We start from the raw sequence: 23,005 nt of genomic DNA, 5'->3' as shown, positions 1-23,005 counted from the left end.
CCCCACCATAGAATATATACTTATTAATTCTTACAAAAATAATAAAAATATCATAATATTCTCTTCTGTATACATATAAAATTCCACCTAATAAAAAATAACATATCATAAAGATAAAATAAAAAATACATATAAAAATCTTTACCATATTTTAAAATTTCAACCGAAATATCTTTTATTAAAATAAATATAGAATGGGTTACAAACCCAATATTCAAAAGTAGTCTAAAACAATATCTGTTTTCCAATAATCTTTCATAACAATAACAAAATACTAAACAGATACTCAACTTGTAATTTTGAGTAAAATACCATTATATCTAAAATCTACAATCCATTTCAGATAAACGGAATTTAACTAAAACAAACGTATCATTACAACTGTAAATGCCGGCAAAAGTTGTCTGAAAAGTTTTCAGACGACCTTTAATTGGTTTTCTACCTTACCGCTTCAACTTCGCAAACGCATCTGCCATTGCCGAATTGGTTGGGGCACGCTCGTTGCGTTGGGGTTTGCGGTCACGGCGTTCTTGATGTCGGGTTTCAGACGGCCTGTTGCCTTTGGCTGTGCTACCCGATTCGTCATCCAGCCGCATAGTCAGCGCAATGCGTTTACGTGCAGCATCGACTTCCAGCACTTTCACTTTCACCACATCGCCGGCTTTCACCACTTCGCGCGGGTCTTGGACGAACTTATTGGACAGGGCGGAGATGTGCACCAAACCGTCCTGATGGACGCCGATGTCCACGAACGCGCCGAAGTTGGCGACGTTGGAGACCACGCCTTCGAGTATCATGCCGACTTGCAAGTCGCTGATTTCGTGGATGCCTTCGGCGAATGAGGCCGTCTGAAACTCGCCGCGCGGGTCGCGGCCGGGTTTTTCCAGCTCGGACAGGATGTCCAGAATGGTCGGCAGACCGAAGCGTTCGTCGATGAAGTCGGACGCTTTGATTTGCTTCACGCGCTCGCGGTTGCCGATGAGTTCGGCGGCGGTAATGCCTTGTTGCGCCAGCATTTTGGCGACGACAGGATAGGCTTCGGGGTGGACGGCGCTCGCGTCCAGCGGCTCTTTGCCGCCGTTAATCCGCAAAAAGCCTGCCGCCTGCTCGAAGGTTTTTTCGCCCAAACGCGGCACTTTCAGCAATTTTTTGCGGCTGTCGAACGCGCCGTTTTCATCGCGGTAGGCGACGATGTTTTGGGCAAGGGTTTGATTCAAACCGGAAATCCGCGCCAAGAGCGGGGCGGAGGCGGTGTTCACGTCCACGCCGACGGCGTTCACGCAGTCTTCGACCACCGCGTCCAGCGATTTGGCGAGCTGGCTTTGGTTCACGTCGTGCTGATACTGGCCCACGCCGATGGATTTGGGGTCGATTTTCACCAACTCGGCAAGCGGGTCTTGCAGCCTGCGGGCGATGGACACCGCGCCGCGCAGGGAAACGTCCAAGTCGGGGAACTCGCGCGCCGCTAGTTCGGACGCGGAATAAATCGACGCGCCGGCTTCAGAAACGACGATTTTGTGCAGCCCCATTTCCGGCATTCCGCGCACCAGTTCGCCCGCGATTTTGTCGGTTTCTCGGCTGGCGGTGCCGTTGCCGATGGCGATGAGCTTCACACCGTATTGTTTAATCAGGCGCGACAACGTTGCCAACATATTGTTTTCTTGATGCAAATAGACAATGACGGTATCCAGCAGCTTGCCCGTGTCGTCCACCACGGCGCATTTCACACCGTTGCGGTAGCCCGGATCGAGACCCAAAGTGGTCAGCCGTCCGGCGGGTGCGGCGAGCAACAAGTCTTTGAGATTGCGGGCGAACACGGTAATCGCGTCGGTATCGGCGGCTTCTTTCAAACGATTTAGGGCTTCAAGTTCCAACGACAAAAAGATTTTCGCGCGCCAAGTCAGGCGCACAGTGTCGCGCAGCCATTTGTGGCCGTCTGAAACCTTGAAACGGCGGGCAATGAGTTGCTCGTATTCGCTTTGCTGCGTAATCGGCGTGTCGTCGGGCTGGTATTTGAGCGCGATGTTCAACACGCCTTCGTTGCGGCCGCGCAATACCGCCAGCGCACGGTGGCTGGGCATGGTGCGGATGGGTTCGCGGTGGTCGAAATAATCGCTGAATTTTTCGCCTTCGGTTTCTTTGCCTTCAACGACTTGCGCATGGATTTCGGCTTCGTTCCACAGCTTGTCGCGCAGCGTGCCGATGAGTTCCGCGTCTTCGGCAAACTGCTCCATCAGGATCGCGCGTGCGCCGTCCAGTGCAGCTTTGGTGTCGGGAACGTTTTCGTTCAGGTAGCCTTGCGCGGCGGCTTCAACATCCTGCGGCTGCTCGGCAAGCAACACGTCCGCCAGCGGCTGCAAACCGTGTTCGCGCGCGATTTGCGCTTTGGTGCGGCGTTTGGGTTTGTAGGGCAGATACAGGTCTTCCAGCGCGGTTTTGTTGTCGGCGGCTTCGATTTGCGCCCTGAGGTCGTCTGAAAGCTTGCCTTGCTCTTCAATGCTTTTTAAAACAACGGCTTTGCGCTCTTCCAACTCGCGTAGATATTGCAGCCGCTCGGCAAGCTGGCGCAACTGCGTATCATCCAGCCCGCCTGTGGCTTCTTTACGGTAACGCGCGATAAAGGGGACGGTCGCGCCATCGTCCAAAAGCTCAATGGCGGCATTAATTTGCGCAGTAGTCGCGGAGAGCTCTTGGGAAAGAATTTGAGTAATGTTCATCAATATGATTCCAACGGACAGGCCGTCTGAAATTTCAGACGGCCTGATTTAAAAACAATCGCTTTAAGGCAGCGAATTATAATATTCGTAGGCTTTGTCCATATCTTCAAACTGGTACATATGCCCTTTTTCCAGCACCATCGCATTATCGCAATATTGCTTCATGGCGCTGTGGCTATGTGACACCAAAATGATGGAACGGTCTTTGCGCTTTTCAAACAACTCGTACTTACATTTATCGGCAAAGCGCGAGTCACCAACTGCAATCACTTCGTCAATCAGATAGCAGTCAAATTCTACCGCCAACGACAAAGCAAATGCCAAACGTGCCTTCATACCTGAAGAATAACGCTTGACCGGCTCATAAAGATATTGACCCAGCTCGGAAAACTCTTCGGTAAAGTTCTTCACATAATCGATATCGACATTGTAAATCCGGCAGATGAAACGCAAATTGTCCATACCTGTCAGGCTGCCTTGAAACGCACCGGAGAATGCCAAAGGCCAAGAAATACTCATTGTCCGCTTGATTTCGCCCGTGGTCGGCGGCTCAACGCCACTGATCAAACGAATGAGCGTCGATTTACCTGCACCGTTGCGGCCGAGAATACCGATTTTCTCGCCCTTCTCCATTTTGAAGTTGATATCGTGCAAGACTGTCCGCCAACCTTGGCGGGTCAGATAGCGTTTGGAAACGTGTTCAACTGAAATCATTGCGGCTCAACCCCTTTGCTGAATCTCGCCACCATCGCCAAACCAAGCAGCAGCAAAACTAAATTACACAACAAAATATACCAAGGATTTTCGTAAGTCGTAACGCTGTTGCCAAAATATCCGGCACGGAACATTTCTGTACCATGCACCATCGGAATCATCAGCACATAGTGTTGCAATTGCTGAGGCAGGTTGTGTACGAAGAAAAACACGCCGGACAAAGGCATCATCACAAAACTGATGGTACTCCAAACCTTGCCAAACGGCTCAAAGTGAAACGCTACCGAACAGATGACCAGCCCCAATCCAACGGCAAACATTGCCATCAAAAGCCAAGCCAACAACATATAAAAAATATCTGCCGGTACATCAATCCAACCGATGACGACCAATGCGAACATAATCACGACCTGCGCAATGGTGGCGCCGGCAATCTCCAACAACATACGCGCAAAAATGGTATCTAAAACGCGTACATTTCGGTGATACAGCAGGCTTGTGTTGGCAGAAATCGAACCGATAGCACGATTAGAAGCATTACGCCACATCATCATCATCGGATAGCCTGTCAGCGTGAATGCCACGATATTCAAAGCTGACACGTTGTGCATACGGAAAAATTTCCACATCAACACCATAACCAAAGTCAGCAGCAAAGGTTCGACAAACAACCACAAAAAACCAATGTTATTACGACCGTAGCGAGTAATAATTTCACGCATTAAGAGTGCACCGATTACCCTTTTTTGAATAAGCAGCGACTCCAAAAACGATGTTTTATGTAGCTCTTTCATCAGTTTTTATGCTCACGGATACTTGCAGAAAGCAACACGGCTATGCCATAGACAATCAAACCGATGACAAACGTTGCCACGATGTTGTACAGACGGTTTGGCTCATGTGCCAAGTCAGGTTTGTTCGGCTGGGAAATCACTTCCAAATACAATTGCTGACGATCTGCTTCCGCTTTTGCACTTTCCAAAGAAGTCATCGCCGCAGCCAATTGTTTTTCGGCCAATTCATTTTCCAAATACACGCGCTGATATTCCGCCGCCTGATTGGACAACGAACCCTCACCTCCGCCGGAAATCGCTTTCATTTGTTGCGAGATTTCTTTACGCAAGCTTTTCTCGCGCGCAATCAAACCTGGAATTTGCGGGTTTTCAGGCGTAACAGCTTTTACCTGGTCAAGCTGGGTTTGAATGACAATCAACTCATCCTGCAATTTGGATACCAAACCCATTTGCACATCAGATTGCGCCTTCAAGTCGAAAATACCGTTGGACACACGGAATTTTGTTAATTGGGCAGAAGCTTCTTTAACTTTTTCTTCAGCCGAATTGACCACTTCTTGAGCATAACGAATCGTATCCTGACGAGCACGTTCGTTCAGCTGGTTGATCAATACCTCGCCCTGTTTGAGCAAAGCATCATTGATCTTTTGAGATTCACCGGCATTGAACGATGTAACGCTCAAATTGGAAATGCCTGAGACAGAGTCAAAATGGATAGATACCTTATCGCGGTAGTATTGATAAAACGCTTCATCCTCGCCACGCAGGCCAAAACCATTAAAACGGCTGAAAATGTCGCCTTCTTTTTCATAAAAATCACGAACGGGCATTTTCTTACTCAACGCATCCAAAGCCGAACGCGACTGCATATATTCCTGCACGGTATAAATATCGTCTTGCGCACGAGAGAAACCAGACCCCTGCAAAATGGCACCCAAGCCGTTCAAAGACGATTGGCTCTTAGGAGAACGCACCACAAAGCTGGACTGGGATGTGAACTGATCGGAAGCAAATATTCCGTAATACACACCGGAACACAAAGTCGGCACGATAACCGTTACCCAAAGCAACGGATTAATCTTACGTAACCAAGACTTTTTGGCCTTTTTCTTTTCGGGAGCCGGTTGTTCCGGTTTCACATCCACATTTGCAGAAACTTGCTCAGACATTATTTTCCCCATTAGTTCACTAAATTATTAATACTGTTCGCACCGCTAACCACAGGCGAGAACACAAATGACAAGAACTTGCGTACTTCGGCCATCGGCGCATTCGATACGTACACCACGTCCTTATCCTTCACAGGGAAACGCTGCATCCAAAACATAGAATTCGCATCTGCCAGGTTCAAACGGTAGACCACAGGAATCTCCGCACGATCGCCATAACCCTTTTCAACCCATTTAGATTGTTTCTCAGGAGGCAGCTCGGACAAAGGCGCATAACGGAATACAAATACGCCGCGCGCATCTGCACTATAATCCTGCAGACCGCCCATACGTCCCACAGCCTCAGCCAAAGACAAGCCCTTCACAGAGAAACCAATCTGCTGCGTATGACCGACCGCACCCATAGACGTAAACGTGCTCGGATTAGTAATCATTGTGACTACATCACCGCGGCGCAACAAAATATTTTGACGCGGATGCGCCACCAAATCTTCTAATGCAATCGTTCTGACAACATTGCCGCGTGTCAGCTGTACGTTCGTATCCTGAACATTCGCAGTCGAACCACCCACGGCAGCCACCGCATCCAACACACGCTCGCCCGCAGCAGTCAAAGGCATACGCACACTGTTACCCGCACGGATAACCGATACATTCGCCGCATTATTTTGCACCATGCGCACCATTACCTGCGGCTGGTTCGCCATTTTTTTCAGACGGCCTTTAATAATGTTTTGCACCTGAACCGGTGTTTTACCGAGGACAGACACATCGCCGATAAACGGCACAGAAATCGTACCTGAAGAGCTGACCATCTGTTCGGGCAGCTTAGTTTGCTGCGCATTACCCGAACCAGTAGACGACAAAGCCCCACCGAACAACACAGCCGGAGGAGCTTCCCAAATCGTAATGTCCAGCACATCACCTATATTGATAGCCCCTATTGATGATGTACCATCGCCCAACTGAGCAAATGACTGATTAACTTGCGCTTGATATAGCGACTGAGCTACCGCACCATTCACATCAATCAATTCCACCTCCGGTACTTCGGCTGTAGCCTGCTGTTGCCCCAAAGCAACAACATTTCGTGTACTTGGGCCGGAAGTAGGAAGAGAAGAGCATGCAGCCAACAGACTGACGCACAACAATAACATGCCCCTGCGGGTAAGACATTCTGCTTTCAACATTGATTAAATCTCACTATACTTTTAATTACGCACAGCCATTATAACACCTGATGAAATATTAGGCCGTCTGAAACCTGACATAAGTATCAAAAACATCACATTACAGCGAATACCGTCATGAGAAAACTTAAAAAACTGATTCGACAACCAGGTGTATTCTTCCGCGACTATCTCAACAAAAGATACCCTGTTCGCAACGCCGAACAGCGTACAACAGAGTCTGACGAACCGGTCATTATCGACAACACCCTGTATTTAGCCGAACTTGAAAATAGTATCAACCTTCCCCCTATTAAAGTTGATGTCGTTTTCACATGGGTAAATAACCAAGATCCCAAATGGCAGCAACGCCGCCGCCAATATAGTCCTACTGCCGAACAAAACGCACTTCACAATAATGACGAAGCCCGTTTCAGCAACCACAACGAACTTTACTATTCACTTCACAGCGTGCGTACCTTCCTGCCGTGGGTCAACCATATCTACATCATTACTGACAACCAACGCCCCGACTGGCTCAATCCCGTCGACTATCCCAACGTCAGCATAATAGATCACAGTCAAATCATTGCCCCGCAATACCTACCCACCTTCAATTCGCATGTAATCGAAGCACACCTGCACAACATTCCCAATCTAAATGAACACTTCATCTATTTTAACGATGATGTATTTGTTGCCCGTCCATTACCGAAGGAACACTTCTTTCACGCCAACGGCATTGCTTCACTTTTTATTGCAGACAAAAGCCTAAAACAAATGTCCGAAAGAGGAACCGATACACCCACTCTTTCCGCCTCAAAAAACTGTATCGCACTATTACAACAGCACTACGACTGCCTCATCGACCATCCGTTAGTTCACACCTATATCCCACTGCATAAAAGCAGCTTTCAATTTGCTTGGCAGCACTACCGTACTGAGATTGAAGCCTTTTTATCCAACCGTTTCCGTTCTAACCACGATCTCAATCTTGCCACCTTCCTCGTACCTTGGCTGATGTTTTTAAACAGGAAATCTACAGTAGGTAATGAAATATGTTATTATTTTAATATCCGCTCCAACAAAGCGCCTGCCCAATATATCAAGCTCTTAGAAAATAAAAAAAATGGGCGGCAGCCACACTCTTTTTGTGCCAACGATTTTCACAGCCAGCAGCAGATTGAAAACTACCAGGAAAAACTGATTCAAATGCTGGAAAATTACTTCAAAACCAAATAAAAATAAAAGGTCAAAAAAATGAACAATAAAAAATTTCGGAAGCTCTTACGAGACCCTAAACTCTTTTTCCGCGACATGTACAACAAACGCGTAATGAAACTCAAAAAATACCTTCCCTTAAAATACGAAGGCAATAATCAATTTACAATCGTTTCAGCCGTTTATAACGTCGAAAAATACCTTGATGAATACTTTGACAGTATCGTCAAACAAAGCTTGAATTTCAAAAAACACATTCAAATCATTCTAGTAGATGATGGATCAACCGACCATTCGGCAGAAATCATCAAACGATGGCAAGCTAAGTTTCCCCAAAATATCCATTATTTTTACAAAGAAAATGGCGGTCAGGCCTCGGCACGCAATCTGGGTTTGCAACATACACAAACTGAATGGGTAGTATTTACTGACCCTGACGATTATCTTCACCCTGACTACTTCAAATCAGTAGATACGCAAATTAGCCAACATCCGTCGGCAGTAACTGTAGCTACTAATATGAAGTTTTTCTTTGAAAATCAAAATATCATTAAAGATAGTCATCCTCTAAGATTCCGTTTTAACAAAACCCACGTTATTGATGTTGCTAAGCTCGATAAATTCATCAATATGTCTGCTGCCTCCACCTTTTTCAGAGTCAGCCATATTAAAAAACAGAATTTGGTGTTTGACCACAATGTTAAGCCAAACTTTGAAGATGGCAAATTTATTGCAGACTATTTATTAGATTTGCAGGACGCAAAAGCTGTGTTTGACAGAGATGCCGTCTATTTCTATCGCAAACGTGAAAGTGGCACATCCACTCTAGATACTTCTTGGCAAAAAGTAGAAAAGTTTTCTAATGTTTTTGAGTATGGCTTCTTGCCTATGCTTAAAAACTATAAAAACCGCTTAGGGCATGTACCCTCCTCAATACAAAAAACCGCATTATATGATATGGCTTGGTATATTCAACAATTGCTTAATAGACCTGAACGTCTAGATTTGTTGAATACTAAACAAAAATCACATTTTTATGATCTAATGCAGCAGGTTTTTGATTATATTGATCAAAAAAATATTATGGAATTTGGCTTAGCAGGAGTATGGCTATTCCATAAAGTTGGCATGCTTGGAATGTTCAAACAGAGCGAGCCGCCATTCCAAATCGCCTATATTGAAAACATTGATCGTGAACGCAAACAGTTCCTTATCAGCTATTTTACCTATTTCGACCAGCCATATTCTGTGCAAGCCGATGGGCGTGATCTTATTCCTGTCTATGCGAAAAGCGTGGTCAATAAGCTAAATGAACAATTATTTGTTTACGAAAAACGTTTGTGGATTCCCTATGGTGACGTTGCAGACAACGCCAAAATTAATATCCTACTCAACAAAAAAGCAATGCGAATTTCGATTAAAGGTAAAACCTTTATGCACGGCATTGCATTAAATGAACTTATCGGTTTATTTACTCCGTCTGAAAAATACCTTTCAGACGGCAGCTGGCTCTTAATGGATAGGGAAACTAAAGCTGACGACAACGCCGAGCATTTTTATCGTTATATGATGCAGAACCACCCAGAGCAAACTTGCTATTTCGTACTTAACAGAACTGCCCCAGACTGGAACCGTCTCGAACAGGAGGGCTTCAAACTTGTAGAATTCGGCGGTAGTGAATATGAACAACGTTTGCGTAAAGCTGAAAAAATCATTTCCAGTCATTTGGAAAAACACATCAACAATTATTTTGGGGATTTATACGAACACAGCAAAAAATTTGTCTTTCTCCAGCACGGAGTAACTAAAGACAATCTTTCCGCATGGACAAATAGCAAACAAAACCTACACTGTTTCATTACCACTACTGAGCCAGAAAGCCGCTCAATTAAGGCTGATTTCAATACCTACAAACTGACCGAAAAAGAAGTAGCACTAACTGGATTTCCACGCTACGACTCCTTACTATCAAAAAATAAGCCCGACAGTCGCAAGATCCTGATTATGCCAACTTGGCGCAATAACATTGTCGGTCAAAATATCGGTACAGGTAGCAATACTCGTACGCTCAATAGTGCTTTTATGGAAACGGACTATGCCCGTTACTGGCAGGCTCTGCTTCACGACCAGCGCCTGAAGGAAATGGCAGAAACCTACGGCTACGAAGTAATTTTTGCACCACACCCAAATATCGAGCCCTATTTGGAAGTAATGAATGTCCCTGCCTATATAAAAATCTGGAGTGGACTGCGTGAAACTGAAAGTATTCAGTATCTTTTCGGACGTTGCGCCGTATTGATTACCGACTACTCATCAGTAGCATTTGACATGGCCTATCTGAATAAGGCAATTATTTACTATCAATTTGATAAAGAAGCCTTTTTCTCTGGCACACACACCTATCAAAAAGGCTATTTCTCTTACGAAACCGACGGATTTGGCCCTATTACCATCAATCAGCATGAAACGCTGACTGAATTAGAAAGCATTTTAAAATCAGGACACGCCAAACCCGAATATCTTGCTCGCATCCGCGATACTTTCCCCTTCCAGGAAGGTGGCAACTGCGAACGTGTGTATCAAGCTATTACTGCTCTTGACCATGCCGAAACCGCTGACAATCTGCCAATTTTAATCAATATGATTAAGCAAGCAGAAAATCATCAGGTATGGGACTTGGCAGCAACCCGTATCCAAACTCTGCTTGATACAGGCCGTCTGAATGCGGAAGAAACAGCTGATTATCGCCATCGTTATCTGAACGCTTTATTTGAGAGCAAACAGTTTGATACTTTGCAAAACCTGTTACCTGATTATCCCGATACCGCTGATTACTGGCGTGCGAAAATGGATTTATATATCGGTAATGCCGTTAAAGGGGCGGAATTTTTTGCTGAAAACGAGCATATAGGAACGCAAAATGATTTACTTGTCGCATTGCTTGCAGCCTCGTTTCATCAAGCAAAAAGGCCGTCTGAAAAACTGTTTGCCCGGATAGGTACAGACTTACCCGACTCATATCAACCTTTGTTAGCCGTAGCACAAAAGCTATCGGAGCAGAATTATTTTGTAGCATTGGCTTTACTGAAAACGTATATTGATAGCTTGGATGATCGCACAAAAGGTTATCTCAAACCCGAGCTATTGGCTTCTTACCTCTGCATGAAACTTGGTAACTTACAAGGCGCGCATCAGTTTTTGGTTGCTTTTGAAAACCATACTCAGAATGATCCAAGTTGCCGTATCGCCATTGCAAGACTTGCAAAATTACGCGGTGATTCTGAAAAACTATTTACCCAGCTTAACCGTGCCTTTGAAGAAAATCTGCTCTTAATTCCTGAAGATTTAACAGTCGATTATCTGAAAAAAATGTACGCCACCGGCAACACTGACGGCGAAGGATATCTCTTGGCTCAACTGCGCCAAAAATATCCTGAGAATCCGTCTTTGGCCTTGTATGAAGCTGAAAAACTTGCTCAAAACCAAGATTGGGAGTCTGTCACCAAAATATTGGCTGATTTTGCACAAACCTCACCGGAAACGATGTATCTTTATACAACTGCTTTATGCCGTCTGAAAAACCATCAGGCAGCACAACGTTATTTTGACAGTCTCTCTCTACAAGACACCGCAACATATTGGAAACTGGCAGCTGAAATAGCCGAAGCTAAAGGTGACAAGGCATTACAGGCTGAGTGTCTGAAAAAACAATTGGCTTGTTTAGAGTAATCTCTGTCTTATCTTAAAAAAGGCCGTCTGAAAACTTTTATGTTTTCAGACGGCCTTTACTATTAGATCCACTAATCAAGTTCTACTGTTGAATTGATATAGGTAACATGATTCATTTCTGTCAAATCCTTACCTTCATCTATATCTGTATATAAAACATTATTGCGTTCCCAAAATACATCTTTGCGTATAACTTTAGCCGGCACGCCTGCAATAACACAGTTATTAGGAAAATGTTTTTTCACTACCGAAAATGCACCAACAATACTACCGCTACCAATCTTTGTACCACCCCAAATTGTTGCGCCATAGGCTACCCACACTCTGTCTCCAATGGTAACGTCTTTAGAAACATTTAAACGTTTTCCAGTATGAACATCATAAATCGGGTGTGCATCATCAGTACGGATTTGATTATTAGTGGCAAACATACAATCTTCACCAATGGACAAGGTTGTATGTTCGGCAACAGTAATATAAACCGGATTGGTACTGGTAGTTTTACTGCCGATGCTAATCGTACAGCCTACTCCCAAACACCATTGGCCTTGCATAGAAACATTTTCTCCAATATAGACTTTGCTGTCCTTGCCTAAAAATTCCAAAAACACATTACGCAAGTTTGCATTAGGGTGGATAACAACTTCATTTCCACCTCCTCCTAGAAATTGGAAATGACAGTTCCGCAGATTATCGGGTGCAGTAATTTTATTTCCGGAGGTGTCAATATAATTACCTGACATCACTTCTTTTTTGCGACTGTTAACTACTGGCCGTTCAGAAAAATATTGTTCCGCACGTTCAGCTAATTTGATAAAGACCGCACAGGTTTGGGCAAAATCCAAAGCACTGACATCATAAATGTATACATTATCCCCATCCTGCTTAGATAAACTGAAGTTTGGAAACATTTCTCCGATATTATCTATCTCACTTTTATTACGATAAAACAGGAAAATCTTCTGCCAATCTAAATTTAAGCTGACAGAAAATGGTGTTTCACGGTCAGATTTGAAATTGCAGTACACATTCTGCTGATAATAAACATCAACAGACGTATTCTTTAATTTGATACTTTTAAGAATTTCTTGCTGAAATTCTTCAGTCGTTTTATCTACCATTACATTCCCCAAACATGATAAATATGGTTCAAATATTAAAAAAATAGACAGTAAATTTTAAATTTACTGTCTATTTACTTCGCATTTAATTCAGATTAATGTCCGAATCAGTGATATGGATGTCCAACAGCAAATTATTGATAATGGTATTGGACAAGAATACTGTATTTCCTGAAAAATCTATGTGCTTTTGAATTTTTTCAAAGTCAAACTCACATAATACAATCGTAGGCAATGCTTCTTTCAGCTCTTTAATATCCGGGTAAAACTCTGATACCTTAGCCGATGAAATGACCACTTGATTTTCAAGGTTATGATCAATTACATCTGGTAACTTTTTGAAAGTCTCCAAAATCGGCGTACGGATAGAGTGCAGATACAATGGATCTTTGCCACCATAGTATTTATGGTTGCCCAAAAATGGATCGATTGCAAAGGTTTTGTACCCACCAATTAAGCCGTGATATACCGCCCCTGTACCGCCTGATGATGCACCGCAAATGACTACGTTTTTCTTATCTACGCCATAAATACTCATCAGGCTCTTAATAAAACGCTGAATATTGTCTTCGATATTTTCATCAAACTTTGTATTCAAACCGTGACTGCCAAACGCGTCTGATACATCAGCCATACGGATGATATAAGTATTGGGCATAATGCTATTGCTGATAAATGGAAATGGGTGGCTATAATAACGGTCAACCATATTCTCATTACTCTTATTGGTATAAGAGAACAACACCAATAGGTTTTTCTTGTTGGCACTCAATACTTTCGGGGCTTCAACAGTATAAATGACATTTTCCAACTCATGGAAAGAGTCTGGGAAATAAGCCAAAAGATCTTTATAACTGTGCTTGTTCACACGACGGAACACACTTACGCCCATTTTGTGTTCAACAGCTAAAAAGCCTCTATTATTTAGCTCATAAACATAATCACTTAGTCCATGATTCCGAGCATAGCTTAGGAAAAACTCATTACTGTCGCCTTTAACACCAATATATTCAACTTCCGGCTTATCCAAATACTCGGCTAAATTAATGCCTTTATTTTTTTCAACATTCAGGATGTAGCATAATTCGCTGCCAAGATAAATGGAAGTAACTTCTAAAATCTCACTAAATTTATCCTCGATTTTTGCCCAATCGGCTTCAGCAAATTTAAAAGACAATACTGTCTTTTCTTGATTAACCGATTGTGGGTAACTTCCATAAATTTCTGAAATATATTTCAGAAATTTATGGAAGCCGGAAATCTTAGAAATTTTGCTCTTATTACGCTCAATAAAGTTAAAGGTTTGTCCTACTGCCGTATAACTGACGCTGACAAAATAGTCGTTCAACAGAAAATCAAACACTATACTTTGATTGTTATAAATCCAAGCGTTAACCTTTTGAGGATCAATCTTGGCTTTTCGTAAGATGTTTTGCTGAATTTGATATAAATCCATTTTATAAACCCTGCTGATATTTTTCCAACAATGCTTTTTTGTCGGTTTTGTGGTTGGTGCTGACTGGAATTTCATCAATGTGAATAAATTCAGACGGCATCATGTAAGACGGTAAATTTTGTACTAATGCGTCTTTGATCGCCTGAGTATCTGCACTTTGCTTGGCTGTATAGAAACACACCAAACGCAATACTGCACCTGTGTTGCGTTTCAAAGCCACTACTGCCACATTATCAAAGGCAAATTCCTTAAGGTTAAGGATTTTTTCTTCAATTTCTGAAAGTTCGATACGGTAGCCATTGAGCTTAATCTGCTCGTCTTTACGGCCTTGTACGTAGAACAATCCATTTTTTTCAAAACCGTAGTCACCTGTTTTATAAGTACGGTTATCTGCACTGTGTACTACCAAGCGTTTAGCATTTTCAGTTTCGTTGTTCAGATAGCCACGCATCACATGGTTACCGCTAATCCAAATCTCTTCGTCAACAATCTCTAATTTGGAATTAAGCACGGCAACGCCTACAGGCAACTCTTCTTCTGCCGCCAGCATATCAGGTGTAATATCAACGTAAGTTGTTGCTACAGTAGCCTCAGTCGGACCATAGGTATTGATAACACGGACACCGGGAAATTTTTGAAAAATCATATTTACTACTGGTTTGCCAAGTTTTTCGCCACAGAACAAAAATTCTTTCAAACTCGGTAAAGTAGCCTGACTGCATTTAGGGTTAAGCAGCTGCTGCATGGCAAAAGAAGGCGTGGAAACCCAGGTAGTAATTTGTTGTTTGGCCAAAAAATCAATCCAGGTGGCAGGATTAGAAATAGCATCACGACTGTTCATAACAATGCAACCGCCGTAAGCCAAGTTGCCAAAGATTTCGTACATTGACAAATCAAACGCAAACGGAGCCTGATTCATAAACACATTAGGTGCGGCTAAATTAAGCTGCTCTTTCATCCATTTCATCAGGTTAAACACGGCTTCACGACCGATTTGCACACCCTTAGGTGCGCCGGTTGTTCCTGAAGTAAACATGATGTAAGCCAAATCTTTTTCAGCCAACTCTACTTCTTCATCAGTCTGCTTTTCAAAAGTTTGCGTTGCCGAACGGTATACAAAGCGTGCTTTCGACAGTTGGCAGATATTGTTCAGACGGCTTTCAGGATAAATACTATCCACCGGAATAAAAGGGATTTTGTTTAATAAGCAGGCATAAATTGCCACTGCAAAATCAATTTCTTTATGGCCGTGCAACACCAGAGGAATGTTTTTGGTAATATCTGCTATGCTTTTGTAAGCCTCGATAAATGCGGCTATTTTTACGCGCAACTCTTCCCAAGAACATTCCTGAGTATCATTAACTAACGCTTTTCCCGAAGTTCGGCTGAAACGGTATTCCAAAAAATCATCAAGATTTTGGAATTCATTTAATTGTTTCATGATTTAGCCTTTGTAATTATTTTCAACATATTGAATGATATTGGCTGAGTTTGCCAAAATATCAACCAGTTGCTCAAACGGCAAATCAACATCAAATTTTTGTTTGATGGCCATAACCAAATCCATTGCGCTCACAGAATCAATAAGTCCTGTAGACAACAATTCTTCATTTGCTGACACTTGTTTTTGTGCAACTTGTGAAATTAACGCCAAAACTTCGTTAGATACTGACATGGTAAGATCCTTTTATTAAAATTGAAATGATAACGCTTTGCACCCTGTGCATAACACTGTGATTATCCCATATTTTTTTACTTTTCAGGTAACTAAATATACAATATCCAAATAAAGCAATCCCTCTTTGACAACACTTACACCAGGCCATCTGAAAGCGTTTGTATTTTCAGCCAACCGGTTTCACGACTTCCAAACACAATTTTAATTAAGGAAAACCAATGACTATTCTTATCACCGGCGGTACCGGTTTTATCGGTTCTCATACCGTTGTTTCCCTGTTGAAATCAGGCTTTAATGCCGTGATTTTGGACAATTTGTGCAATTCGTCTGCCAACATCCTCCCGCGCTTGGAAAAGATTACCGGCAAGTCTGTGCCTTTTTACCAAGGGGATATCCGTGATCGTGAAGTATTGCGTCAAATCTTTGCAGAACACGATATTGATGCCGTCATCCATTTTGCCGGCTTGAAGGCAGTCGGTGAAAGCGTGGCCGAACCAATGAAATACTACGACAACAATGTGTCGGGTAGCTTGGTTTTGGCTGAAGAAATGGCGCGTGCCGGCATATTTAAGATTGTGTTCAGCTCATCTGCTACGGTTTACGGCGATCCGGGTAAAGTGCCTTATACGGAAGATATGCAACCGGGGGATACGACCAGCCCTTACGGCACGTCTAAGTCTATGGTGGAGCGCATTTTGACGGATATCCAAAAGGCCGATCCGCGTTGGAGCGTGATTTTGTTGCGCTATTTCAACCCTATCGGTGCGCATGAAAGCGGTTTGATCGGCGAGCAGCCAAACGGTATCCCAAACAATCTGCTGCCTTATATCTGCCAAGTGGCTTCAGGCAAGCTGCCGCAATTGTCGGTCTTCGGCGATGACTACCCTACCCCAGACGGTACGGGTATGCGCGACTATATCCATGTGATGGATTTGGCGGAAGGCCATGTGGCGGCGATGCAGGCGAAAAGCGATGTTTCGGGCGTACACCTGTTTAATTTGGGTTCGGGACGTGCTTATTCGGTATTGGAAATCATTCGTGCCTTTGAAGCGGCCTCCGGCTTGACCATTCCTTTCCAAATCAAACCGCGTCGCGATGGCGATTTGGCGTGCTTCTACGCCGACCCTACCTACACCAAAGCGCAAACCGGTTGGGAAACCAAGCGCGATTTGGCGCAGATGATGGAAGACTCATGGCGTTGGGTCAGCAACAACCCAAATGGCTACGACGATTAAGTTGACCTGATACAGGCCGTCTGAAAGAGATGTTTTCAGACGGCCTCTTTATCTGAAAAACACACAATCTGTCTGCTATAATCCGTTTATATCATTTTGACTATCCTCTGAAACTTATGAAAAAAATCCTTGTTACCGGCGGCGCGGGCTTTATCGGTTCTGCCGTTGTCCGTCATATTATCCAAAACACCCAAGACTCTGTCGTCAATGTCGATAAGCTGACTTATGCCGGCAATTTGGAATCCTTGACCGAGGTAGCCAATAATCCTCGCTATGCTTTTGAGCAAGTGGATATTTGCGACCGCGCCGAACTCGACCGCGTATTCGCACAACACCAGCCTGATGCCGTGATGCACTTGGCAGCGGAAAGCCATGTCGACCGCTCTATCGATTCGGCAGGCGAATTTATCCAAACCAATATCGTCGGTACATTCAATCTGCTTGAAGCAGCCCGCGCCTACTGGCAACAAATGCCGTCTGAAAAGCGCGAAGCCTTCCGCTTCCACCATATTTCTACCGATGAAGTCTATGGCGATTTGCACGGCACAGACGATTTGTTTACCGAGACCACGCCATACGCGCCGTCCAGCCCCTACTCTGCCTCCAAAGCATCCAGCGACCACCTCGTCCGCGCATGGTTGCGTACTTACGGTTTGCCGACCATCGTAACCAACTGCTCCAACAACTACGGCCCCTACCATTTCCCGGAAAAACTCATTCCGCTGATGATTCTGAACGCGCTTGACGGCAAACCGCTGCCCGTTTACGGCGACGGTATGCAAATCCGCGACTGGCTGTTTGTCGAAGACCACGCGCGCGCGCTGTATCAGGTTGTTACCGAAGGTGTTGTCGGCGAAACCTACAATATCGGCGGCCACAATGAAAAAGCCAATATTGAAGTCGTCAAAACCATCTGCGCCCTGCTGGAAGAGCTTGTTCCTGAAAAACCGGCGGGTGTGGCACGTTATGAAGATTTGATTACTTTCGTACAAGACCGCCCCGGCCATGACGTGCGCTATGCCATCGACGCTGCCAAAATCGGCAGGGAGCTGGGCTGGAAACCTCAGGAAACATTCGAGTCCGGCATCCGCAAAACAGTACAATGGTATTTGAACAACAAAACCTGGTGGCAAAACGTATTGAACGGCAGCTACCGTTTGGAACGTTTAGGCACCGGAAAATAAGTTTTCAGACGGCCTGTTCCCATATTAGGCCGTCTGAAAATCACGCAAACACACACTACTCAGGAGAAAACCCATGAAAGGCATCATCCTCGCCGGCGGCAGCGGCACACGCCTCTATCCCATCACGCGCGGCGTATCCAAACAACTGCTGCCCGTGTACGACAAGCCCATGATTTACTATCCCCTGTCCGTATTGATGCTGGCAGGAATCCGCGATATTTTGGTGATTACCACACCCGAAGACAACGCCTCTTTCAAACGTCTGCTCGGCGACGGCAGCGATTTCGGCATTTCCATCAGCTATGCCGTGCAACCTAGTCCGGACGGCTTGGCACAAGCATTTATCATCGGCGAAGAATTTATCGGCAACGACAACGTCTGCTTGGTTTTGGGCGACAATATTTTCTACGGTCAATCGTTTACGCAAACATTGAAACAGGCCGCCGCCAAGACCCACGGAGCAACCGTATTCGGTTATCAGGTCAAAGACCCCGAGCGTTTCGGCGTGGTTGAATTCGACGAAAACTTCAACGCCCTGTCTATCGAAGAGAAACCGCAACAGCCCAAATCCGATTGGGCGGTAACCGGCTTGTACTTCTACGACCAACGCGTCGTCGAATTCGCCAAACAAATCAAGCCGTCCGCCCGCGGCGAATTGGAAATTTCCGATCTCAACCAAATGTATTTGGAAGACGGTTCATTGTCGGTGCAACTTTTGGGACGCGGTTTCGCATGGTTGGACACAGGCACCCACGAGAGCCTTCACGAAGCCGCTTCATTCGTCCAAACCGTGCAAAACATCCAAGACCTGCAAATCGCCTGCCTGGAAGAAATCGCTTGGCGCAACGGTTGGCTTTCCGATGAAAAACTGGAAGAGCTGGCGCGCCCGATGGCAAAAAACCAATACGGCCAATATTTGCTGCGCCTGTTGAAAAAATAATGTTTGAGGCCGTCTGAAACTTTTCAGACGGCCTTTAGATGAAAGATAAAACGATGAACATCATTGATACCGCCATTCCTGACGTAAAACTGCTTGAGCCCCAAGTCTTCGGCGACGCGCGCGGCTTTTTTATGGAAACCTTCCGCGACGAGTGGTTCAAAACCCAAGTCTGCGAACGCACCTTCGTGCAGGAAAACCACTCCAAATCCGGCAAAGGCGTATTGCGCGGCCTGCACTATCAAACCGAAAACACACAAGGCAAACTCGTGCGCGTGGTTGTCGGCGAAGTATTCGACGTGGCTGTCGATATGCGTAAAGACTCCCCCACTTTCGGCAAATGGGTGGGCGAGATTCTGTCCGCAGAAAACAAGCGCCAACTGTGGGTACCCGAAGGTTTCGCACACGGCTTCTATGTACTGAGCGATGAAGCCGAGTTCGTCTATAAATGCACAGACTATTACAACCCCAAAGCCGAACATTCGCTGATTTGGAATGATCCAACCGTCGGCATCGACTGGCCGCTACAAGGCGAGCCAAACCTGTCGCCTAAAGACTTGGCAGGCAAAGTATTGGCTGAAGCGGTAACGTTTGGATAACTTCAAAACATAACAGAATCAACTGTTTCTATTTTGTAGTATTAGAAAGTTTCAAATGAATTTAAATAAAATTAGAAAATTTTTTAGAGAACCCCATATTTTCTTTAGGGATTTTCTAAATAAACGCTTTCCTCCTTATAATGTAGAACAGCCTATTCCTGAAACTGAAGAATTCACTCTGATCAATGCAGATGCCAATCTTGCATCACTCACAGAAAACGTTTTGCCAAACTTTCCCATCGATGTTGTTTTTACTTGGGTCGACAATACCGATAAAGCATGGCAAGAACAGTATTACCATACCCTGCAACCCATCGATCAGGAAGATATCGGCCTGTATGCGACCGACCCTGCCCGCTTTTCCAACCATAATGAACTTTTTTATTCAGTACAGGCCGTACAAAAGTTTATGCCGTGGGTCCGCAATATTTTTATTGTAACGGCGGATCAAAAACCTAAATGGTTAGATGAAAATTCCCATTCTAAAATTAAATTAATCAATCATTCGCAAATTATTGATGCCAAATACTTACCAACGTTCAATTCCCACGTCATTGAAGCAAACTTATATAAAATTCCAGATTTAAGTGAACATTTTATTTATTTCAATGATGATGTTTTCGTTGCAAGACCACTGACGCCTAACCACTTTTTTGAAAATAATGGTTTGGCTTCCCTATTTGTTGCCAATAAAAGTTTTCAAAAAATGCGTCAACGGGGTCTAATCACACCGACATTGACCGCATCAGAACACGCATTAAAGCTCTTAAAAAGACATTATCCGACAATTAATATCAATACACCGTTGGTACATACTTACGTTCCGCTACGGAAAACATCCTTTCAAAAAGCATGGTCATTATTTGAAGATGAAATAAATTCTTTTCTAAATAACAAGGTACGCCATAATTCTGAACTTAATATGGCCAGTTTTTTAGTACCTTGGTTGATGTACCTTGACGGATATGCCACACCGAAACGTGAAATTTGCTACTATTTCAACATACGCAATTCACATGCCCAGACTCAATATAAGAAATTGTTATTCAAAAAGAAATACCTTCATATGCCCCACTCCTTCTGCATTAACGATTCAAGCAGTAATAATGCAGATAAAAACTATGCCCTACATTTCCGTAACTTTATGGATACTTACTTTGAAATAGAGGCAGAATAAATTTTTACATTAATGATACTTAATAGATAACATAATAATTTAAAATGATTTTTTCAACATTCGGCCTATTTAAACAACGTCTCTTGCTCACCAAATTTTTAGACAAAATTTCAACGGATAAGACCGCATTATTTTGGGGCAAGAAACATCCCAAACGTAGAAAATTAGCACATATCTTAAGATTGCCCCTGCTCAATCTTGAAGACGGCTTTTTACGTTCAGTCGGACTAGGGGTCGCCGGTTATCCGCCCTACTCCATCGTCTATGACGATATCGGTATCTACTACGACACCACCCGTCCTTCGCGTTTGGAACAACTGATTCTTGCCGCCGATACCATGCCGTCTGAAACCTTGGCTCAGGCGCAACAGGCGATGGATTTCATCCTGCAACACCACCTGTCCAAATACAACCACGCGCCCGAACTTTCAGACGATCATCCTTTACGTTCTCCATCCAAGCCTGAAACCGTCCTCATCATCGACCAAACCTTCGGTGATATGGCCATCCAATATGGCGGCGCAGATGCCTCTACGTTTGAACTGATGTTTCAGACGGCCTTGAATGAAAACCCGCAAGCCGATATTTGGGTCAAAACCCATCCCGATGTTTTGTGCGGCAAAAAACAAGGCTATCTGACCCAGCTGGCGCAGCAACACCGCGTCCATCTTTTGGCAGAAGACATCAATCCGATTTCTTTGTTGCAAAACGTCGATAAAGTTTATTGCGTTACCTCACAAATGGGTTTTGAGGCACTTTTGTGCGGCAAACCGCTGACCACTTTCGGTCTGCCGTGGTATGCCGGATGGGGCGTGAGCGACGACCGCCACCCACAAATCGGCAGCCTTGTTCAAACCCAACGCCGCACCCCCCGCAACTTGCTGCAGCTCTTCGCCGCAGCCTATCTGCAATACAGCCGCTACCTCAACCCAAATACCGGCGAAGCAGGCAGCCTCTTTGATGTCATCGACTATCTGGCGACGGTCAAACGTAAAAACGACAAATTGCGTGGCGAGTTATATTGCGTCGGTATGTCTTTGTGGAAACGCGCGGTTGCCAAACCGTTCTTTAACGTACCCTCATGCCGTCTGAAATTTATCTCCTCCACAAAAAAACTGGCCGGGGTCAAACTGTCCGATGATGCGCGCATCCTTGCCTGGGGCAACGGCAAAGAGGCCATCGTCCGTTTTGCCGAACAACACCACATCCCCCTGCTGCGCATGGAAGACGGCTTTATCCGCTCGGTCGGACTCGGCTCCAACTTAGTGCCGCCACTGTCGCTTGTTACCGACGATATGGGTATTTATTTCAATGCCGAAACCCCGTCCCGTCTTGAACACATCCTGCAAAACCAAAACTTCGACGATCAAGACTTTCAGACGGCATTGAAGCTGCAAAAAATGCTGACCGAAAACCACATCAGCAAATACAACGTCGGCAGCTCAGACTTCACCGCCCCGTCAACCGACAAAACCGTTATCCTCGTTCCCGGCCAAGTTGAAGATGATGCGTCTATCCGCTATGGTTCACTCCAAATCTATCGCAATCTGGATCTACTCCGTACCGTGCGCGAACGCCATCCCGATGCCTATATCATCTACAAACCGCATCCCGATGTAGTCAGCGGTAACCGCATCGGCCATATTTCCCCTGAAGATGCTGCACGATATGCCGACCAAACCGCCGAACAAGCCGATATCCTGACCTGTCTCCAATACGCAGACGAAGTTCACACCATGACTTCGCTGACCGGTTTTGAAGCCTTGTTGCGCGGCAAAAAAGTCAGCTGCTACGGCCTGCCTTTTTACGCCGGTTGGGGACTTACCCAAGATCTGCTGCCCATTCCGCGCCGCAGCCGCAGGCTTGAGCTTTGGCAGCTGATTGCCGGCACGCTCATCCACTACCCCGACTACATCCACCCCGAAACCCATCAGGCCATCAATGCGGAAACCGCAGCCCAAATCCTGATACGACAAAAAAATATGCAAAAAAACAACAACGGATTACATCGCGGGTACTTTGCTAAAAAATTAGGTAAAATCAAACAACTATATCGATCTTTCAAATAAACACCATCTAAATTAACAATGTGTCATAAACTTGCC

17 protein-coding genes are annotated in these 23,005 nt (G+C 44.6%); 8 read left to right on the top strand and 9 right to left on the bottom strand.

What is annotated here, in order from left to right; all coding sequences use genetic code 11:
- Nucleotides 1–443 precede the first annotated feature (443 nt).
- The 5 genes from HMPREF2700_RS03615 to HMPREF2700_RS03595 all read right to left on the bottom strand — a co-directional run bounded on the left by HMPREF2700_RS03615 (nucleotide 444) and on the right by HMPREF2700_RS03595 (nucleotide 6,584).
- Nucleotides 444–2,717 carry a Tex family protein gene (locus HMPREF2700_RS03615; RefSeq protein ID WP_070590186.1) on the bottom strand — a complete coding sequence of 758 codons (2,274 nt, stop codon included), beginning with the start codon at nucleotides 2,715–2,717 and terminating at the stop codon, nucleotides 444–446.
- A gap of 63 nt (nucleotides 2,718–2,780) precedes the next feature.
- Nucleotides 2,781–3,431, bottom strand: coding sequence for an ABC transporter ATP-binding protein (locus HMPREF2700_RS03610; protein WP_003747991.1), 651 nt, complete (start codon nucleotides 3,429–3,431; stop codon nucleotides 2,781–2,783).
- Nucleotides 3,428–4,225, bottom strand: a complete 798-nt coding sequence (locus tag HMPREF2700_RS03605) for an ABC transporter permease (RefSeq protein ID WP_070590183.1) — start codon at nucleotides 4,223–4,225, stop codon at nucleotides 3,428–3,430. Before HMPREF2700_RS03605 ends, HMPREF2700_RS03610 begins: the two co-directional genes overlap by 4 nt.
- Nucleotides 4,225–5,394, bottom strand: coding sequence for a capsule biosynthesis protein (locus HMPREF2700_RS03600; protein ID WP_070590180.1), 1,170 nt, complete (start codon nucleotides 5,392–5,394; stop codon nucleotides 4,225–4,227). Before HMPREF2700_RS03600 ends, HMPREF2700_RS03605 begins: the two co-directional genes overlap by 1 nt.
- Before the next feature lie 11 nt (nucleotides 5,395–5,405).
- Nucleotides 5,406–6,584 (bottom strand): polysaccharide biosynthesis/export family protein, encoded by a 1,179-nt coding sequence (locus tag HMPREF2700_RS03595; protein WP_070590177.1) that lies wholly within the window; start codon nucleotides 6,582–6,584, stop codon nucleotides 5,406–5,408.
- A gap of 117 nt (nucleotides 6,585–6,701) precedes the next feature.
- Between HMPREF2700_RS03595 and HMPREF2700_RS03590 the strand changes: the two genes are divergently transcribed.
- A complete protein-coding gene (locus tag HMPREF2700_RS03590; RefSeq protein ID WP_070590175.1) occupies nucleotides 6,702–7,805 on the top strand; it encodes a stealth family protein in 1,104 nt (367 codons plus the stop codon).
- Nucleotides 7,806–7,898: 93 nt separating this feature from the next.
- Nucleotides 7,899–11,513: a CDP-glycerol glycerophosphotransferase family protein gene (locus HMPREF2700_RS03585; protein ID WP_283129666.1), complete on the top strand. Its 3,615-nt coding sequence runs from the start codon at nucleotides 7,899–7,901 to the stop codon at nucleotides 11,511–11,513.
- Between the two features lie 71 nt (nucleotides 11,514–11,584).
- On the opposite strand, the gene HMPREF2700_RS03580 is transcribed toward HMPREF2700_RS03585, so the two are convergent.
- The 4 genes from HMPREF2700_RS03580 to HMPREF2700_RS03565 form a co-directional block, all read right to left on the bottom strand.
- On the bottom strand, nucleotides 11,585–12,634 hold the full coding sequence (locus HMPREF2700_RS03580; protein WP_070590169.1) for an acyltransferase: 1,050 nt from the start codon (nucleotides 12,632–12,634) through the stop codon (nucleotides 11,585–11,587).
- Between the two features lie 85 nt (nucleotides 12,635–12,719).
- Complete coding sequence (locus HMPREF2700_RS03575; RefSeq protein WP_070590167.1) at nucleotides 12,720–14,090, bottom strand: XcbB/CpsF family capsular polysaccharide biosynthesis protein; 1,371 nt, start codon at nucleotides 14,088–14,090, stop codon at nucleotides 12,720–12,722.
- A 1-nt stretch (nucleotide 14,091) separates the two neighbouring features.
- On the bottom strand, nucleotides 14,092–15,531 hold the full coding sequence (locus HMPREF2700_RS03570) for an AMP-binding protein (protein WP_070590164.1): 1,440 nt from the start codon (nucleotides 15,529–15,531) through the stop codon (nucleotides 14,092–14,094).
- Between the two features lie 3 nt (nucleotides 15,532–15,534).
- Nucleotides 15,535–15,765, bottom strand: a complete 231-nt coding sequence (locus HMPREF2700_RS03565; RefSeq protein ID WP_003747973.1) for an acyl carrier protein — start codon at nucleotides 15,763–15,765, stop codon at nucleotides 15,535–15,537.
- Nucleotides 15,766–15,986: 221 nt separating this feature from the next.
- Here HMPREF2700_RS03565 and galE point away from each other — a divergent pair, with 221 nt between their 5' ends.
- From galE to HMPREF2700_RS03535, 6 genes are all read left to right on the top strand, one after another.
- Entirely contained in the window at nucleotides 15,987–17,003 is a 1,017-nt protein-coding gene (gene galE / locus HMPREF2700_RS03560) for a UDP-glucose 4-epimerase GalE (RefSeq protein ID WP_070590161.1), read from the top strand.
- 116 nt (nucleotides 17,004–17,119) lie between these two features.
- Nucleotides 17,120–18,187, top strand: a complete 1,068-nt coding sequence (rffG, locus tag HMPREF2700_RS03555) for a dTDP-glucose 4,6-dehydratase (RefSeq protein ID WP_070590159.1) — start codon at nucleotides 17,120–17,122, stop codon at nucleotides 18,185–18,187.
- 73 nt (nucleotides 18,188–18,260) lie between these two features.
- Nucleotides 18,261–19,127: a glucose-1-phosphate thymidylyltransferase RfbA gene (rfbA, locus tag HMPREF2700_RS03550; protein ID WP_049332928.1), complete on the top strand. Its 867-nt coding sequence runs from the start codon at nucleotides 18,261–18,263 to the stop codon at nucleotides 19,125–19,127.
- A gap of 53 nt (nucleotides 19,128–19,180) precedes the next feature.
- Entirely contained in the window at nucleotides 19,181–19,723 is a 543-nt protein-coding gene (gene rfbC / locus HMPREF2700_RS03545; protein ID WP_070590235.1) for a dTDP-4-dehydrorhamnose 3,5-epimerase, read from the top strand.
- A 55-nt stretch (nucleotides 19,724–19,778) separates the two neighbouring features.
- On the top strand, nucleotides 19,779–20,900 hold the full coding sequence (locus tag HMPREF2700_RS03540; RefSeq protein ID WP_070590157.1) for a stealth family protein: 1,122 nt from the start codon (nucleotides 19,779–19,781) through the stop codon (nucleotides 20,898–20,900).
- A 44-nt stretch (nucleotides 20,901–20,944) separates the two neighbouring features.
- Nucleotides 20,945–22,969 carry a capsular polysaccharide biosynthesis protein gene (locus tag HMPREF2700_RS03535; RefSeq protein WP_083303942.1) on the top strand — a complete coding sequence of 675 codons (2,025 nt, stop codon included), beginning with the start codon at nucleotides 20,945–20,947 and terminating at the stop codon, nucleotides 22,967–22,969.
- Nucleotides 22,970–23,005 lie beyond the last annotated feature (36 nt).

It is taken from the genome of Neisseria sp. HMSC068C04 (assembly GCF_001810105.1).
In the GTDB taxonomy this organism is placed as follows: domain Bacteria; phylum Pseudomonadota; class Gammaproteobacteria; order Burkholderiales; family Neisseriaceae; genus Neisseria; species Neisseria flavescens_B.
Note: the sequence above shows the minus strand (reverse complement) of the source record. Positions and strands in the feature narration are given on the sequence as shown.